This is a genomic window from Serratia sp. LTN-2 (genome assembly GCF_059740205.1).
In genome coordinates this window covers 130585-148788 of sequence record NZ_JCAXDO010000002.1, presented here as the reverse complement: position 1 = coordinate 148788, position 18204 = coordinate 130585, and the positions used below count along the sequence as shown (strand labels likewise).

Annotated in this window: 12 protein-coding genes; 7 read left to right on the top strand and 5 right to left on the bottom strand. The window is 59.8% G+C overall.

The window, feature by feature from the left end:
* The first annotated feature begins 110 nt into the window (after positions 1 to 110).
* The 4 genes from AC6BYQ_RS04430 (at position 111) to serS (ending at position 7324) form a co-directional block, all read left to right on the top strand.
* Complete coding sequence (locus tag AC6BYQ_RS04430; protein ID WP_498056360.1) at positions 111 to 3761, top strand: DNA translocase FtsK 4TM domain-containing protein; 3651 nt, start codon at positions 111 to 113, stop codon at positions 3759 to 3761.
* Positions 3762 to 3956: 195 nt separating this feature from the next.
* Complete coding sequence (lolA, locus tag AC6BYQ_RS04425; RefSeq protein ID WP_019454555.1) at positions 3957 to 4568, top strand: outer membrane lipoprotein periplasmic chaperone LolA; 612 nt, start codon at positions 3957 to 3959, stop codon at positions 4566 to 4568.
* Between the two features lie 67 nt (positions 4569 to 4635).
* Complete coding sequence (locus AC6BYQ_RS04420; protein ID WP_050439750.1) at positions 4636 to 5922, top strand: replication-associated recombination protein A; 1287 nt, start codon at positions 4636 to 4638, stop codon at positions 5920 to 5922.
* Positions 5923 to 6031: 109 nt separating this feature from the next.
* Complete coding sequence (gene serS, locus AC6BYQ_RS04415) at positions 6032 to 7324, top strand: serine--tRNA ligase (protein WP_019454553.1); 1293 nt, start codon at positions 6032 to 6034, stop codon at positions 7322 to 7324.
* A 52-nt stretch (positions 7325 to 7376) separates the two neighbouring features.
* Here the strand turns inward: serS and AC6BYQ_RS04410 are convergent, their stop codons facing one another.
* Complete coding sequence (locus AC6BYQ_RS04410) at positions 7377 to 7742, bottom strand: DUF1801 domain-containing protein (RefSeq protein ID WP_154746865.1); 366 nt, start codon at positions 7740 to 7742, stop codon at positions 7377 to 7379.
* A gap of 163 nt (positions 7743 to 7905) precedes the next feature.
* On the opposite strand from AC6BYQ_RS04410, the gene AC6BYQ_RS04405 reads away from it, so the two are divergent.
* A complete protein-coding gene (locus AC6BYQ_RS04405; RefSeq protein ID WP_025159681.1) occupies positions 7906 to 9057 on the top strand; it encodes an MFS transporter in 1152 nt (383 codons plus the stop codon).
* A 49-nt stretch (positions 9058 to 9106) separates the two neighbouring features.
* Here AC6BYQ_RS04405 and pflA read toward each other — a convergent pair whose 3' ends face one another.
* The 4 genes from pflA to ycaO all read right to left on the bottom strand — a co-directional run bounded on the left by pflA (position 9107) and on the right by ycaO (position 15546).
* On the bottom strand, positions 9107 to 9847 hold the full coding sequence (gene pflA / locus AC6BYQ_RS04400; RefSeq protein ID WP_015377324.1) for a pyruvate formate lyase 1-activating protein: 741 nt from the start codon (positions 9845 to 9847) through the stop codon (positions 9107 to 9109).
* A 280-nt stretch (positions 9848 to 10127) separates the two neighbouring features.
* Complete coding sequence (gene pflB, locus AC6BYQ_RS04395) at positions 10128 to 12410, bottom strand: formate C-acetyltransferase (protein WP_019454549.1); 2283 nt, start codon at positions 12408 to 12410, stop codon at positions 10128 to 10130.
* Between the two features lie 54 nt (positions 12411 to 12464).
* A complete protein-coding gene (focA, locus tag AC6BYQ_RS04390; RefSeq protein WP_019454548.1) occupies positions 12465 to 13325 on the bottom strand; it encodes a formate transporter FocA in 861 nt (286 codons plus the stop codon).
* A gap of 457 nt (positions 13326 to 13782) precedes the next feature.
* Complete coding sequence (gene ycaO / locus AC6BYQ_RS04385; RefSeq protein ID WP_498056359.1) at positions 13783 to 15546, bottom strand: 30S ribosomal protein S12 methylthiotransferase accessory factor YcaO; 1764 nt, start codon at positions 15544 to 15546, stop codon at positions 13783 to 13785.
* A gap of 148 nt (positions 15547 to 15694) precedes the next feature.
* On the opposite strand from ycaO, the gene ansB reads away from it, so the two are divergent.
* Positions 15695 to 16741, top strand: a complete 1047-nt coding sequence (gene ansB / locus AC6BYQ_RS04380) for an L-asparaginase 2 (protein WP_498056358.1) — start codon at positions 15695 to 15697, stop codon at positions 16739 to 16741.
* Positions 16742 to 17043: 302 nt separating this feature from the next.
* Positions 17044 to 18129 carry a 3-phosphoserine/phosphohydroxythreonine transaminase gene (gene serC, locus AC6BYQ_RS04375; RefSeq protein ID WP_025159680.1) on the top strand — a complete coding sequence of 362 codons (1086 nt, stop codon included), beginning with the start codon at positions 17044 to 17046 and terminating at the stop codon, positions 18127 to 18129.
* Positions 18130 to 18204 lie beyond the last annotated feature (75 nt).

Genomic DNA, 18204 nt, shown 5'->3' with positions numbered 1-18204 from the left:
CAAAACCTGATTAAATTGGTTACACTCCTGTTTATTCATACAGTTTCGGCGCCGGGGAAGCTTCTCGGCGCTGTTGCTATGTCAGCTAACAGGAACCTGGAGAGCCTTTCTTGAGCCAGGAATATACAGAAGATAAAGAAGTTACCCTGAAAAGACTCAGCAGTGGCCGGCGTTTGCTGGAAGCTGTGTTGATCGTGGTAGCGATTTTTGCCGTTTACCTCATGGCCGCGTTGGTCAGCTTCAATCCGTCTGACCCAAGCTGGTCGCAGACCGCGTGGCATGAGCCGATTCACAATCTGGGCGGCGGTGTTGGGGCCTGGTTGGCCGACACGCTGTTCTTCACCTTCGGGGTGCTCGCCTACGCGATACCGCCGATCATGCTGGTTCTGTGCTGGGCGGCCTACCGCCAACGCGGCAACCGAGACTACGTGGACTATTTCGCGCTCTCACTGCGCCTTATCGGCACTCTGGCGCTGGTGCTCACCTCCTGTGGGCTGGCGGCGCTGAACGTTGACGATCTTTATTACTTCGCTTCCGGCGGCGTGATCGGCAGCCTGCTGAGCAACGCCATGTTGCCGTGGTTCAACGGCATCGGCGCCACGCTGGCGCTGCTGTGCGTGTGGGCCGCAGGCCTGACGTTGTTTACCGGCTGGTCCTGGCTGGTGATCGCCGAGAAGATCGGCGGTGCGGTGCTGGGCGTCGCGACGGTGATGACCAATCGCTCACGCCGCGAAGAACGCTATTTCGAGGATGACGAGCGTTACGTTGACGACGAGCCTGAGCAGGCAGGGAAGGGCGCCGCCGCAGCGGTTGCCGCGACCGCCGCCGGAGCCGCGGCCGCCGATGACGACGTGCTGTTCTCCGCGCCTTCGGTCACCGAAAGCGCCAAAGCGGCGGCGGAAGACGCTGCCGATCCGTTGCTCAGCGGCCTGCGCGCCGACGATGACGAAGTCGACGCTGAAGCGGCGCCAATCGCGCCGGCGGCTCCGCCTGCACCGGCGGTAACGGCGGCGGTCCACGAGCCCGTTGCTGCACCGGTTGGCGTTCAGGCGCCGTCGGTGACGGTGGCACCGGCCGCCCCGGCCTCGGTCAACCAGCACCCGGTAAGCGCCCCGCCACAAGACGCTACGCCGCCGCTATATTCCTTCGAGATCCCGGAAGAAACGCCGGCGCCGAAGGCGACGCGTCCGGTCGATCCTTATCAGGATGACGATGAGCCGCGCCTTGGCAACTGGCAAGAGCCGGCTGCGCCGCAACCGCAGGCGCATTCTCCCTTTGATTTTAGCGCTGCGCAGCGCGACAGCGTCGACCTCGGCGGTTCGGGCGGTTTCAGCGCCACCGGCGCCAGGCCGCAGCTGGACACGGCGGCGGCCACTGCCGCGGCGGGTGCAGCAGCAGCCACCTTCATGCCTGCTTTCACGGCGACCAGCGACGGCAATCCGCAGGTTAAACAGGGTATCGGCCCTGAGTTGCCGCGGCCGAATCCGGTGCGTATCCCGACCCGTCGTGAGCTGGCTTCTTACGGCATCAAGCTGCCTTCGCAGCGTGCGGCCGAACAGGAGCTGCGCCAGGCCGAGGCGGAGCCTCAACAACCGGCGGCGGTGAACCCGCAGGAAGAAGAGGCGCTGCAAGAAGCCGCGCTGCGTCAGGCGTTTGCCGAACAGCAAAGCCAGCGCTACGGCGAAAGCTACGCGCCGGAGCAAGATGACGAGAGTGCATTGCAGGAAGCCGAGCTGAGCAAGGCGTTTGCCGAACAGCAGAGCCAACGTTACGGCGAAGAGTATCAACAGGACGACGAAGAGGCGCGGCAAGAAGCGGTGCTGCGTCAGGCGTTCGCCGAGCAGCAGCAGGCGCGCTACGGCCAGCAGGAGTCTGCCCCGCAGGCACCGGCCGCCAGTGCGGTCGATACCCGCAATGCTTTCAGCTTCTCGCCGATGGCGGATTTGGTGGACGATGGCCCTAGCGAGCCGATGTTCACGCTGTCGCCGCAGCTTGAAGAGCGCATTGAACTGCAGAGCGAGCAAGAGGACGATGTGCCGTTCGGCCAGTTTGAGCCTGCGGAGCCGGCTGCCCAGCCTCAGCAACCGTACCAGCAGCCTCAACAGTACCAACAGCAGCAGCAGCAGCCGTATCAACCGTCGCCGCAGCAGCAATATCAGCAGCCGCAGCAGGCACCGCAACAGTCTCAGCAACCGCAGGCCGAGCAGCATCCGGCGATGGACAGCTTGATTCACCCGTTCCTGATGCGCAACGATCAGCCGCTGCAGAAGCCGACCACGCCGCTGCCGACGCTGGATCTGCTGACCGAAGCGCCGAAAGAGGTGGAGCCGGTCGATTCCTTCGCGCTGGAACAGAAGGCACGCCTGGTAGAGGCCAGCCTGGCCGATTACCGCGTGAAAGCCGACGTGGTAGACATCCTGCCGGGGCCGGTGATCACCCGCTTCGAGTTGGATCTGGCGCCGGGGGTTAAAGCGGCGCGCATTTCCAACCTGTCGCGCGATCTGGCGCGCTCGCTGTCGACTTCGGCGGTGCGCGTGGTGGAAGTGATCCCTGGTAAGCCTTACGTCGGTCTGGAGCTGCCGAACACCAAACGTCAGACGGTGTATCTGCGCGAAGTGCTGGATTGCCCGGCTTTCCGCGACAACCCGTCGCCGCTGTCCATCGTGTTGGGTAAGGACATCTCCGGCGAACCGGTGGTGGCGGATCTGGGTAAGATGCCGCACTTGCTGGTTGCCGGTACCACCGGTTCCGGTAAATCGGTCGGGGTCAACGCCATGATCCTGAGCATTTTGTATAAGGCCACGCCGAAAGAAGTGCGCTTTATCATGATCGACCCGAAAATGCTGGAGCTGTCGGTTTACGAAGGCATCCCGCATCTGTTGACCGACGTGGTCACCGACATGAAAGACGCGGCCAACGCGCTGCGCTGGTGCGTGGGCGAAATGGAACGCCGCTACAAGCTGATGTCAGCCCTGGGTGTACGTAACCTGGCCGGATACAACGAGCGTGTCGATCAGGCCGAAGCGATGGGGCGTCCGATCCCGGATCCGTTCTGGAAGCCGACCGACAGCATGGACATCACGCCGCCGGTGCTGGAGAAAGAGCCGTACATCGTGGTGATGGTCGACGAATTCGCCGACCTGATCATGACGGTGGGCAAGAAGGTTGAAGAGCTGATTGCTCGCCTGGCGCAGAAAGCACGTGCGGCGGGCATCCACCTGGTGCTGGCGACCCAGCGTCCGTCGGTGGATGTGATCACCGGCCTGATCAAGGCCAACATTCCGACGCGTATCGCCTTTACCGTGTCGAGCAAGATCGACTCCCGCACCATCCTCGATCAGGGCGGCGCCGAGTCCTTGCTGGGGATGGGCGACATGCTCTATCTGGCGCCGAACTCCTCGATTCCGGTGCGTGTACATGGCGCATTCGTGCGCGATCAGGAAGTGCACGCGGTGGTCAAGGATTGGAAAGCGCGCGAGCGGCCCCAATATAAAGAGGGCATTCTCAGCGGCGGCGAAGACGGCGAGGGCGGAGCCGGCGGTGGGATGGACGGTGACGAAGAGCTGGATCCGCTGTTTGACCAGGCGGTGGATTTCGTGGTGGATAAACGCCGCGCCTCCATCTCTGGCGTACAGCGCCAGTTCCGCATCGGCTATAACCGCGCCGCGCGCATCATCGAACAGATGGAAGCGCAAGGCATCGTCAGTGAGCAGGGGCACAACGGCAACCGCGAGGTGCTGGCGCCGCCGCGGCATGACTGATGCTTTAGCCATTGCAATTCAATAAGAAAGGGCCGCTTAAGCGGCCCTTGTGCAAAGAAGCGTAAACCCGTTTCTTCTCGGAACATTGGCCTACCGACCGGCCGCCGGCTTCGGGTAAAGTAACGGGGTAAAGGGTTGATTTGACCCGCACGGCGTCGCCCTGCGGTTAACGCATTTCATAAGGTATCTGGAATAATGAAAAAACTGTTAGTTGCCTGCTGTCTGCTTTCGGGATTCGCTTCTACCTCCGTGCTGGCCGACGCCGCACAGGATCTGCAAAGTCGCCTGGCGAAGGTGAACAGTTTCCACGCCAGCTTCTCGCAAACCGTAACCAGCGCCGACGGCGCCGCGGTGCAGCAGGGGGAAGGCGAGCTGTGGGTGAAGCGGCCGAACCTGTTCAACTGGCACATGACGTCGCCTGATGAGAGCGTGCTGGTCTCCGATGGCCAGACCCTTTGGTTCTACAACCCGTTCGTTGAGCAGGTGACGGCGACCTGGCTGAAAAACGCCACCGGCAATACGCCGTTCATGCTGATCACCCGTAATAATGCCAGCGACTGGAAACAGTACAACGTGAAGCAAAAGGGCGATGACTTCGAACTGACGCCGAAATCCGCCAGCGGCAATCTGAAGCAGTTCGCCATCAGCGTGACCAACAGCGGTACCATCCGTAGCTTCGCCGCGGTGGAGCAGGACGGTCAGCGCAGTTCCTACACGCTGAAAAGCCAGCAGAACGTCGCCGCCGATCCGGCCAAATTCAAATTTACCCCACCGAAGGGGGTGACGCTGGACGACCAGCGCCAGTGAGGTGCAAGTGAGTAATAATCTGTCGCTCGACTTTTCCCAGAACGAGTTCCAGCCGTTGGCCGCGCGCATGCGGCCGACCACGCTGGCGCAATACATCGGCCAGCAGCATCTGCTGGCCGCCGGCAAACCGCTGCCGCGCGCCATTGAGGCCGGGCAGCTGCACTCGATGATTTTATGGGGGCCGCCGGGCACCGGGAAGACGACGCTGGCAGAGCTGATCGGCCGCTACGGTCAGGCGGATGTCGAACGAATTTCTGCCGTGACCTCCGGCATCAAGGAGATCCGCGAGGCGATCGAACGGGCGCGGCAAAACCGCGACGCCGGCCGCCGTACCATCCTGTTCGTCGACGAGGTGCACCGCTTCAACAAAAGCCAGCAGGACGCTTTCCTGCCGCACATTGAAGACGGCACCATCACCTTTATCGGTGCCACCACCGAGAATCCGTCGTTCGAGCTGAACTCGGCGCTGCTGTCCCGCGCCCGAGTCTATCTGTTGAAGGCGCTGACCGCCGAAGATATCGGCCAGGTGCTGGATCAGGCCATGAATGACAAGACGCGCGGCTTTGGCGGCCAGAATGTCGAGCTGCCGGCGGAAACGCGTCGCCTGCTGTCGGAGTTGGTGGGCGGCGATGCGCGCCGGGCGCTGAACAGCCTGGAAATGATGGCGGACATGGCGGAGTTAGACGCCAAGGGCGTGCGGGTGCTGACGCCGGAACTGCTGAAAGAGGTGTCGGGCGAGCGCAGCGCGCGCTTCGACAATAAGGGCGACCGTTATTACGATCTGATTTCCGCGCTGCATAAATCGGTGCGCGGTTCGGCGCCGGACGCCGCGCTGTATTGGTATGCGCGCATTATTACCGCTGGCGGCGACCCGCTTTACGTGGCGCGCCGTCTGTTGGCGATCGCCTCTGAAGACGTGGGCAACGCCGATCCGCGCGGCATGCAGGTGGCGATCGCCGCCTGGGATTGTTTTACCCGCGTGGGGCCGGCGGAGGGCGAGCGCGCCATCGCGCAGGCGATCGTCTATCTGGCCTGCGCACCGAAGAGCAACGCGGTTTACACCGCGTTCAAAGCCGCCATGCGCGATGCCAAAGAGCAGGCCGATTATGACGTGCCGGAACACCTGCGCAACGCGCCGACCAAGCTGATGAAGGAGATGGGGCTGGGGGCGGAATACCGTTACGCCCACGACGAACCCAACGCCTACGCCGCCGGCGAGAACTATTTCCCGCCTGAAATGGCCAAGACGCGCTACTATCAACCGACCTCGCGCGGGCTGGAAGGGAAAATCGGCGAAAAGTTGGCATGGCTGGCTGAGCAGGATCAAAATAGCCCGACAAAACGCTACCGCTAGCCTGGCCGTTGCGGTAAGGTTAGCGGGTATCACTCTTCTTTTATGCGGCTATAAATCAGCCGCATAGAACAACAACACTTCTTTCAATAACAACAAGCACAGGATTAGCATGCTCGATCCCAATCTGCTGCGTAATGAGCTAGACGCAGTCGCCGTCAAACTGGCTCGCCGAGGCTTTAAACTCGATCTGGATCTGCTGCGTTCGCAGGAAGAACGCCGCAAAGTTCTGCAGGTAGAAACTGAAACGCTGCAAGCGGAACGCAACTCCCGATCGAAATCCATCGGCGCGGCCAAAGCGCGTGGGGAAGACATCGAGCCGCTGCGTCGCGAAGTGAACGAGCTGGGTGACAAGCTGGATGCCGCCAAGGCGGAGCTGGATGCACTGCAAAGCGAGATCCGCGATTACGCCCTGACGTTGCCTAACCTGCCGGACGACGCCGTGCCGGATGGTAAAGACGACAGCGAAAACCTGGAGGTCACCCGCTGGGGTGAACCGCGCCAGTACGACTTCGCGGTGCGCGATCACGTCGACCTGGGCGAAATGGCCGGCGGGCTGGATTTTGCCGCCGCGGTCAAGCTCACCGGTTCGCGCTTCGTGGTGATGAAGGGGCAAATCGCCCGCATGCACCGTGCGCTGTCCCAGTTCATGCTGGATCTGCACACCGAGCAGCACGGCTACCTGGAGGCCTACGTGCCTTACCTGGTTAACCACGCCACGCTGTACGGCACCGGCCAGCTGCCGAAGTTCGGCGAAGATCTGTTCCATACCCGTCCGCTGGAAGAAGAGGCTGACAGCAGCAACTACGCGCTGATCCCAACGGCGGAAGTGCCGCTGACCAACCTGGTGCGCGACGAGATCGTGGAAGAGGAGTCTCTGCCGCTGAAGATGACCGCGCACACGCCATGCTTCCGTGCAGAAGCCGGTTCTTACGGCCGCGACACCCGCGGTTTGATCCGCATGCACCAGTTCGACAAGGTCGAGATGGTGCAGATCGTTCGTCCGGAAGATTCGATGGACGCCCTGGAAGAGCTGACCGGCCACGCGGAAAAAGTGCTGCAACTGCTGAACCTGCCTTATCGTAAGGTACTGCTGTGCACCGGCGACATGGGCTTCGGCGCGTGCAAGACCTACGATCTGGAAGTGTGGCTGCCGGCGCAGGATACCTACCGCGAGATCTCGTCCTGCTCCAACATGTGGGACTTCCAGGCGCGTCGCATGCAGGCGCGCTGCCGCAGCAAAGCCGACAAGAAACCGCGTCTGGTCCACACGCTGAACGGTTCCGGCCTGGCGGTTGGCCGTACCCTGGTGGCGGTGCTGGAGAACTACCAGCAGGCCGACGGCCGTATTCAGGTGCCTGAAGTGCTGCGCCCTTATATGGGTGGCCTGGAATATATCGGCTGAACAGCCAATCACTAGAAAAAGCGCCTGCGGGCGCTTTTTTTATGTCGAGAATTCAGTCTGCCGCCAGCGCGTAAGCCTGTTTAATGTAGTCGGCCAGATGTTTGCTTTTCACCTCGGCGGGTGAGTGGAGCTTGATGTGCCGCCGATACTGACCGCTGCCTTCAAGTTGGTGATGGCGATCTGTCAATCGGTAGCCGTGGCCGAATTCCACCGTAACGTGGTTGCGATAGGCGAAAACGCCGCAGAAAAATTGGCGATGCGAGAACATGATGCCACCGTATTTGACCGATTCGGTGACGCCATCGCCGCTCGCGGCAGCGGCCCGGCGAACCTGTTGCACTATCTCCAGCAGCTCGCCGTGCGTGCTGCCGATGTCCGCCAGCAGGGCTGCAACCGCCGCATCATTTGCCTGACTCATCCTGTTTCCTTATCGTCAAATACGCACTGCGCTGAGCATAGCGCTTTTTCAGTCGGTTAGCCGGAAACAAATCGTGCGGTGGAATGATAAGAGGCGATTGACTTTTTTATCGCCAGTGGCATGATGCGCGCACTCTCATTGCGCGTTCGGTCACAATTTCACTATGTCCGCATACTCCCGCCCGGTGCTGTTATTGCTCTGCGGCCTCTTGCTGCTCACGGTATCCATTGCCGTTTTGAATACGCTCGTGCCCCTTTGGTTAACCCATGCTCAGCTGTCGACCTGGCAAGTGGGAATGGTCAGCTCTTCTTATTTCAGCGGCAACCTGTTGGGCACGCTGGTGGCGGGCAAACTGATCCAACGCGTCGGCTTCACCCGCAGCTATCACCTTTCTTGTCTGGTATTCGCCGCCGCGACCGCCGGTATGGTGCTGTCGATCGATTTCTGGAGTTGGCTGGGTTGGCGCTTCTTCGCCGGCGTCGGCTGCGCCTGGATTTGGGTGATCGTAGAGAGCGCGCTGTTGCGCAGCGGCAACCTAAGCAACCGCGGCCAGCTGCTGGCGGCCTATATGATCGTCTATTACCTCGGGACGGTGACCGGCCAATTGCTGTTGAGCATGACCTCGACCGAATTGCTGCACGTGGTGCCGTGGGTAACCGCCATTGTGATCAGCGCCATGCTGCCGATGCTGTTCGCGCGGGTCAACCGTCATGAAGATGAGCCGCAGCAGGCGGCGGTGTGGTCGATGCTGAGACGCCGCAGCGCGCGCCTTGGCATCAACGGCTGCATCATCTCCGGCATTGTGCTCGGTTCGCTGTACGGCCTGATGCCGCTGTACCTCTCTCATCAGGGCATGAGCGACGCCAACGTCGGCTACTGGATGGCGCTGCTGGTCAGCTCCGGCATCGTCGGCCAATGGCCGGTTGGACGCCTGGCCGATCGTTACGGGCGTCTGCTGGTGCTGCGCATTCAGGTGTTCGTGGTGATCCTCGCCAGCGTGGCGATGCTCGGCAACTATGCCATGGCGCCTTCGCTGTTCATCCTCGGTTGCGCCGGCTTTACCCTGTATCCGGTAGCGATGTCCTGGGCCTGTGAGAAGGCGATGCCACACGAGCTGGTGGCGATGAACCAGGCGCTGTTGATGAGCTACACCATCGGCAGCCTGCTGGGCCCATCGATGACGGCGCTGCTGATGCAAAACTACTCCGACCGCGTGCTGTTTGTGATGATTGCCGCCGTGGCGCTGGTTTATCTGCTGATGCTGCTGAAAAAGCAGAAACCGGATCACCACCACACGCCGTTCGCCGCCGCCTGAGCATAAAAAAACCGGCCATGAGCCGGTTTTTTCTTGTGGTGCGCGCCAATCAGTAGATCACTTTGTGGCCGTAGCTTTCCAGGATGCCTTTGACGCGATCCATGGTCTCGGCTTTCGGCGGATGCACGCCGTCCAGCTTATACTCTTCCCCCATCGCCACCCATTTGTGCTTGCCCAGCTCGTGGTAGGGCAGCAGCTCGATTTTCTCGATGTTGGTCATGTCCTTGGTGAACTCGCCCAGCAGATGCGCCGACTTATCGTCGTCTGACCAACCCGGCACCACCACGTAGCGGATCCAGGTGCGCTGGTTGCGTTTCGCCAGGTAGCGGGCGAATTCCAGCGTGCGGTGATTGGAGACGCCAACCAGGTTCTGGTGGATCTCGTCGTTCATCTGTTTCAGGTCCAGCATCACCAGATCGGTGGTATCCAGCAGCTCGTCGATCACCGGATCGTAGCGGCGCACGAAACCGTTGGTATCCAGGCAGGTATTGATGCCTTCGGCATGGCAGGCGCGGAACCAGTCGCGCACGAATTCAGCCTGCAGAATCGCTTCGCCGCCGGATGCGGTCACGCCGCCGCCGGAGGCATTCATGAAGTGGCGATAGGCCACCGCGTCTTTCATCAGCTCTTCGACGGTCACTTCTTTGCCGCCGTGGGTATCCCAGGTATCGCGGTTATGGCAATAGAGGCAGCGCATCAGGCAGCCCTGGAAGAAGACGATAAAGCGGATCCCGGGCCCATCGACGGTGCCGCAGGATTCGAAGGAGTGGATGCGACCAGTTACTGACATTGCGGGGTTTTCTCCAATATTGACTGTCAAACGCAGTCTAAAAATAGGCGCGTGGCCGCCGGCCAGGTATCTGCGATGCAGCGGCGGGATGAGCCCGCCACCGGGGGTAATGATGCCTGTCGGCCGGTCAGTTGCCGGATAACTGTTTTGCCGGCTATCCATTCAGTATAGATGTCCGGCAAAACAGACTCGCACAGAGTCAGGGGAGAGCGGTGGGAGAAAAGGGCCGGAAGAACCGGCCCGACGTTGCTACCGGGCGGTTTCCCGCCCGGCTGGCGCATTACATCGTTTGAGTGAAGGTACGAGTAATGACGTCCTGCTGTTGCTCTTTGGTCAGCGAGTTGAAGCGCACGGCGTAACCGGAGACGCGGATGGTCAGCTGAGGGTATTTCTCAGGGTTTTCCATCGCATCCAGCAGCATTTCGCGGTTCATCACGTTGACGTTCAGGTGCTGGCCGCCTTCGATGGAGGCTTCATGGTGGAAGTAACCATCCATCAGGCCAGCCAGGTTGGCTTTACGCACGTCGTCGTCTTTACCCAGCGCGTTAGGCACGATGGAGAAGGTGTAGGAGATCCCGTCTTTCGCGTAGGCAAACGGCAGTTTGGCTACCGAGGTCAGGGAGGCTACTGCGCCTTTCTGGTCGCGGCCGTGCATCGGGTTGGCACCTGGGCCGAATGGTGCGCCAGCGCGGCGGCCATCCGGGGTGTTACCGGTTTTCTTACCGTATACCACGTTGGAGGTGATGGTCAGTACGGACTGAGTTGGTACCGCGTGGCGGTAGGTGCGCAGTTTCTGAATTTTCTTCATGAAACGCTCAACCAGGTCGCAGGCGATGTCATCGACGCGGGCGTCGTTGTTACCGAACTGCGGATACTCGCCTTCCACTTTGAAGTCGATAGCCAGGCCGTCTTCGTCGCGAATGGTGGTGACTTTCGCGTACTTGATGGCGGACAGGGAGTCGGCCGCAACGGACAGACCGGCGATGCCGCAAGCCATGGTGCGATAAACGTCACGGTCATGCAGCGCCATCAGCGCAGCTTCGTAGCTGTACTTGTCGTGCATGTAGTGAATGATGTTCAGCGCGGTCACATACTGCTTGGCCAGCCAATCCATAAAGTGGTCCATGCGGGCCATGACTTTGTCATAGTCCAGCACTTCGTCCATCATTGGCGCTTCTTTCGGGCCGACCTGCATTTTCAGTTTTTCGTCAACGCCGCCGTTGATGGCGTACAGCATGGTTTTCGCCAGGTTGGCGCGGGCGCCGAAGAACTGCATTTGTTTGCCGACGATCATCGGGCTGACGCAGCAAGCGATGGCGTAGTCATCGTTGTTGAAGTCAGGGCGCATCAGGTCGTCGTTTTCGTACTGTACGGAAGAGGTGTCGATGGACACTTTCGCCGCGAATTTCTTGAAGTTCAGCGGCAGCTTCTCAGACCACAGGATGGTCATGTTCGGTTCCGGAGACGGCCCCATGGTGTACAGGGTGTTCAGGAAACGGAAGCTGTTTTTGGTGACCAGGGTACGGCCGTCGACGCCCATACCGGCCAGGGACTCAGTCGCCCAGATTGGGTCGCCGGAGAACAGCTCATCGTACTCAGGGGTACGCAGGAAGCGCACCATACGCAGTTTCATCACCAGGTGGTCGATCAGTTCCTGCGCTTGTTCTTCGGTCAGTTTGCCCGCCTTGATGTCGCGCTCGATGAACACGTCGAGGAAGGTGGACACGCGGCCGAAGGACATGGCAGCGCCGTTCTGGGATTTCACTGCGGCCAGGTAGCCGAAGTAGGTCCACTGCACCGCTTCTTGCGCGCTGGTGGCCGGGCCGGAGATGTCGTAACCGTATTTGGCGGCCATCTCTTTGATTTGAGCCAGAGCGCGATGCTGTTCAGCGATCTCTTCGCGCAGCTGGATGGTCATTTCCAGGTCTTCGCCGTTTTCCAGTTTTTCCTGCAGCGATTTGAACTGGTTCAGCTTGTCGGCCATCAGGAAGTCGATACCGTACAGCGCCACGCGGCGGTAGTCGCCGATGATGCGGCCGCGGCCGTAGGCATCTGGCAGACCGGTCAGCACGCCGGATTTACGGCAGTTCAGGATGTCTTTGGTGTAAACGTCGAATACGCCCTGGTTGTGGGTTTTGCGGTATTCGGTGAACACTTTTTTCAGCTGCGGATCCAGTTCGCGGCCGTACACTTTGCACGAACCTTCGACCATTTTGATACCGCCGAACGGGATCAGCGCGCGTTTCAGAGGGGCGTCGGTCTGCAGACCCACGATGGTTTCCAGCTCTTTGGCGATGTAACCCGCGTCGTGAGAAACGATGGTTGAAGCAACGTTGGTGTCGAAATCAACCGGCGCGTGAGTGCGGTTTTCCAGTTTGATCCCTTCCATAACCTTGTCCCACAAGGTGGTGGTGGCTTGAGTAGCGCCAGCCAGGAAGGATTCGTCACCCTCATAAGGCGTGTAGTTTTTCTGGATGAAGTCACGAACGTTGACTTCATTCTGCCAGTCACCCTTGCTGAAACCTTCCCAAGCGTTGGCTAATTTCTCGTTAAGTTCGGTCATTGTACACCTACCTTTGATTGTGGATTTCTAACTCTGCGCGCGGTAACTCACAGCTTAGTGCTGCTCGCGGCCCCCGCGCAGATAAATTACCCAGTAAGTCAACCCAACCAGCAGACCGCCGCCGATGATGTTACCAATGGTGACCGGAATCAGGTTGTCGATGATGAAGTTGCTTACTGTCAGATGAGCGAATTGCTCAGGTACCGCCCCTACGGCTTGCCAGAATTCCGGCGTGGCGAAGTGTTTGACCACGATGCCCATAGGGATCATAAACATGTTGGCGATGCTGTGTTCGAAGCCGCTGGCGACAAACATACCGACCGGCAGCACCATGGCGAGCATCTTGTCGGTCAGGGTGCGGCCGGAGTAGCTCATCCAGACCGCCAGGCAGACCATCAGGTTGGCCAGAATGCCGAGGCACACGGCTTCGATGAAGGTGTGATGCAGCTTATGGTCTGCGGTTTGCAGGACATTCAGGCCCCACTGGCCGTTGGCGACCATATACTCGCCGGAGAACCAAATCAGCGCCACGAAGAACAGCGCGCCGACCAGGTTGCCGAGATAAACGTTCAGCCAGTTGGCGCCAAGCTGGCCCCAGCTGATGCGGCCGCTGGCCTTGGCGATGACGATAAGTACGGTAGAGGTGAACAGGTCGGCGCCCGACACCACCACCAGCATTAACCCGAGAGAGAAGCAGATGCCGCCGACCAGTTTCGCCAGGCCGAAAGGCACGCCGGCGGTGCCGGTAGTCGCCGTGATGTAGAAGACGAAGGCGATGGAAATAAAGACACCAGCGGTGATCGCCAAATAAAACGTTTTCAGCGGATGTTTGGTGGCTTTATACACGCCGGCATCCTCAGCGATTTTCGCCGTTGCCGCAGGTAAAATCAGATCGAAGGGGCTGTCAGTTTTCAAACTAACTCTCGCTCTTAAGGGTTAAAACAACGCAATGAGATACTAGCAAAGCAGTATAGGGGAAAATTTGATTTGGATCATAAGGCGGGGAAGTAGAGCGGCAAAATGACGTGTTTTTTGTGTGGTTTTTGTGGTTAATTAATTGATTTTTAAGAAAAAACAATTTTTTAATGTTTGCAAATTTTTTTGAATAAGCAGGGTGGGCCGCAGGCGCTAAAGTTAAATTTTTAGACGTTTTGTCGCTGTTCGTCGCTGAAAGTTTAATTATCGGTTAATTATTATTTCACCGTCCGGCAACAATCGCCGGTTTATTTCTTTTTATGGTCGTTTAACCGCCTGCTTTCCAGCTGGAAAATAAGTCAGAATACGTTGAAATAACGCGCAAAAATAAAAACGCCGCAACGGAGTGCGGCGTTCAGCAACAGGGGTACTCCCAAAGTGGCAGCCCCCGATGGCGTTAGGCCTTGGCCCAGTGGCGACGTTTGGCCGCTTGCAGCTTATCGTAGGCCGCCAGCAGCGCCTGGTGGGCCGGCAACGCTTTCAGATCGGCATCGACGGCGAACAGCCCGTTGAAGCGCTCTTCACCGCTGATGGCGGCGGAGGCTGCGTCAACCGCTTCCTGGCCGTACATCTTCACGAACGCGGTATAGTACTGCGCCGCTTCGCGCTCAGGCTCCTGCGCCAGCAGCAGCAGCGTTTGCAGGCAGCGGTAGTAGTTGCTGCGCGCCGGGCTCAGCACCGAGGCGTTGAAGTCCTGCGTCCATTCGGTCCAGATCAGCGCCTGATCCAGATCGCCGCCCGCCAGCGCCAGCATCGACTTCAGCTCGCCGACGCGCAGGGTATGCCAGGCGTTGTCTTTGCCGCTGGCAATGCCCAGCAGTTCGCGCACGCGGGTGAAATCGTCCAACCCTTCGTCGTCCAGCTGTTCGATCAGCGCCAGGTATTCTTCCGGCTCCCACTCGCTGCCCGGCAACGCCAGCAGGGTGTCGCGCAGGTGCGCGCCCATGCTGTTGTTGGCCAGCAGCAGGTCTTCCGCCGGATAAATGTCGGACATGCCCGGCACGATGATGCGGCAAGCGTAGACGCCCAGATGCTCGTAGTCGGCGATGTACACTTCCGCGTCTTCTTTGTCGAAGATGCTCATCAGGGTGGCGAACTCTTCCTGCGTGCTGCCGCTGAAGCTCCAGTCAACGAACGGGTAATCCGCGTCCTGCTTGAACAGATCCCAGGAGATCAGGCCGCTGGAATCGATGAAGTGCGTTTCCAGGTTGGTGTGTTCCGCCACTTCTTCGTCATCGAAGGTTGGCGCGGTGAACACGTCGAGATCTTTCAGGCTGCGGCCCTGCAGCAGTTCGGTCACCGTGCGCTCCAGCGCTACGCCGAAGTCCGGGTGCGCGCCGAACGAGGCGAAGCAGGTGCCGTTGGTCGGGTTGAACAGCACCACGCAGATCACCGGGTAGTTGCCGCCCAGCGACGCGTCGTAGGAGAGGATCGGGAAACCTTCCTCTTCCAGCTTGGCGATGGCTTCCACCACGCCCGGGTAGCGGTTCAACACCTCGTCCGGGATCGCCGGCAGGCTGATGGATTCGGCGATGATGCGGTTTTTCACATAGCGCTCGAACACTTCCGACAGACCCTGCACGCGCGCTTCATTAGCGGTGTTGCCGGCGGACATGCCGTTGGACACATACAGGTTGCCGATGATGTTCATCGGGATATACACGGTTTGCTGGTCAGACTGACGGGTAAACGGCAGCGCACACACGCCGCGATCGGCATTGCCGGATTGCAGATCGACAAGATCGCTGGCGCTCAGCTCTTGCTGCGGATCGTAGAAGGCGTGCAGACGCTCGTCGAGCAGGCCGGCCGGCAGCGTATCGTCCGCCGGGATCGGGAACCATTTCTCATTCGGATAGTGCACGAAGTCGCCTTCGGCGATCTGCCGGCCCAGGTAGAAATCGGCGAAGAAGTAGTTGGTGGACAGGCGCTCGAAATATTCACCCAGCGCCGAGGCCAGCGCGGCTTTTTTGCTGGCGCCTTTGCCGTTGGTGAAGCACAGCGGGCAATCGCGATCGCGAATGTGCACCGACCATACGTGCGGCACCGGGTTCAGCCAGGAGGCTTCTTCGATGTTGAAACCGAGATCGCTCAGTTTCTGCTGGAAACGGGCGATGGAGTCTTCCAGGGCGGCGTCTTTACCGGGGATAAAAGTTTGCGTCATTGTCTTCACTTTTTGCGCGTACTAAAAACGCGCAATGATACGGGGTTTTACGCCGGAGCTCCACGTATTCCTAAAGCGGCGGCAAAGTCACAGTTTTTTTAAGGATAAAGGCCATAATTCAGCGAGTTATCTGTCAAGGAGAAATCTAATGAAATCAGTGAAACTCAGCGTGTTAACCCTCTTGTTGACCGGCGTCAGCGCCTCGGCGCTGGCGCTGCCCAACATCACCCTGCTGGCGACCGGTGGCACCATCGCCGGCGGCGGCGACTCGGCGACCAAGTCCAACTATACTTCGGGCAAATTGGGCGTCGAGGCACTGGTCGATGCGGTCCCGGCGCTGAAGGACATCGCCAACGTGCAGGGGGAGCAGGTGGTGAACATCGGCTCGCAGGACATGAACGATCAGGTCTGGCTGACGCTGGCGAAGAAGATCGACGCCGACTGCGGCAAAACCGATGGCTTCGTCATCACCCACGGCACCGATACGCTGGAAGAGACGGCCTATTTTCTCGACCTGACGGTGAAGTGCGACAAGCCGGTGGTGCTGGTCGGGGCGATGCGGCCGGCGACGGCGATGAGCGCCGACGGTCCATTCAACCTGTATAACGCGGTGGTGACGGCGGCGGATCCGCAATCGGCCAATCGCGGGGTGCTGGTGGCGATGAACGACAGCGTGCTGGACGCACGCGACGTCACCAAAACCAACACCACCGCGGTGCAGACCTTCCAGTCGCCGAACTTCGGCCCGCTGGGATATATCCACAACGGCAAGGTCGATTACCAGCGCTCGCCGCAGCGCAAACACACCCGTGATACGCCGTTCGACGTCAGCAAGCTGAACGAACTGCCGAAGGTCGGCATCATCTACAACTACGCCAACGCTTCCGATGTGCCGGCCAAGGCGCTGATCGCCGAAGGCTACCAGGGCATCGTCAGCGCGGGGGTCGGCAACGGCAACCTGTATAAAACGGTGTTCGACACCCTGGCGACGGCGGCGCACAACGGCGTGGCGGTGGTGCGTTCTTCGCGTGTGCCGACCGGCGCCACCACCGAGGACGCGGAAGTGGACGACGCCAAGTACGGCTTCGTCGCAGCCGGCACGCTGAATCCGCAAAAAGCGCGCATTCTGCTGCAGCTGGCGTTGACGCAAACCAAAGACGCGAAGCAGATCCAGCAAATGTTCAATCAGTACTGATCGTTTTCTCTCCTGCGGGCGCCGGCCGGGCTCCCGCAGCCATCTCGGCTGAATACAGCATAAAACACCGCGTTAACCCGCTGAATTTCCCCATGTCGCAGGGTTTTATCGTCCAAACAATCGCGACGGCCGCAGAGCCTGTCATCACCCGGTGCGGCCGTTTGCCGCCGACGGGTGAATAAGCGTTGCAGCCATGGGGCGTGAGTGATAAAACCGAAGGGTTGGTTAACGCGAGCGTTAACTTCGGGCGTCTTTTCGACAGGTCGCTTTTCTGCGGCGAACAGTGAATGTGGTGAGGGGAAATGACTCAGGTTTATAATTTTAGCTCTGGCCCGGCGATGCTGCCGGTGGAAGTGTTGCGTCGTGCGGAACAGGAACTGTGCAACTGGCACGGTCTGGGAACGTCAGTGATGGAGATCAGTCACCGCAGCAAAGAATTCATCGCCGTTGCCGAGCAGGCGGAACAGGATCTGCGCGATCTGCTGAAAATCCCCTCCAACTATAAAGTGCTGTTTTGCCACGGCGGCGCCCGCGGTCAATTCGCCGCGCTGCCGCTGAACCTGCTGGGCGACAAGACCACCGCCGACTATATCGACGGCGGCTATTGGGCGCATAGCGCCATCAAGGAAGCGGAAAAGTATTGCGCCCCGAACGTCATCGACGTGAAAACCCGCATCGATGGCCTGAGCGGCATCAAGCCGATGAAAGAGTGGCAGCTCAGCGCCGACGCCGCCTATGTGCACTATTGCCCGAATGAGACCATCGACGGCGTGGCCATCGATGAAACGCCGGACTTCGGCGACAAAGTGGTGATTGGCGATTACTCCTCGACCATCCTGTCCCGCCCGCTCGACGTCAGCCGTTTCGGCGTGATTTACGCCGGCGCGCAGAAAAATATCGGCCCTGCCGGCCTGACGCTGGTAATCGTGCGCGACGATCTGCTGGGCAAGGCGCGCAAAGAAGTGCCGTCAATCCTCGATTACACCGTGTTGGCCGAGAACGATTCGATGTTCAACACGCCGCCGACCTTCGCCTGGTATCTATCCGGGCTGGTGTTCAAATGGTTGAAAGAGCAGGGCGGCCTGGTGGAGATGCAGAAACGCAATCAGGCCAAGGCCGAGCTGCTGTACGCGACCATCGATAAATCCGACTTCTACCGCAGCCAGGTGGCTATCGCCAACCGTTCGTGGATGAACGTGCCGTTCCAGCTGGCCGATGCTGCGCTGGACAAAGTGTTCCTCAGCGAAGCCGAAGCCATCGGCCTGCAGGCGCTGAAAGGCCATCGGGTAGTTGGCGGCATGCGCGCTTCTATTTACAATGCCATGCCGCTGGCCGGCGTGCAGGCGCTGACCGATTTCATGGCCGACTTCGAACGTCGTCACGGTTGATCCCGGCAGCTCGCCAGGTGCGGGCTGCTCAGGCTGTTGTCCTTTTGCATTAAAGCGGCTCCGGCATTATCCCGG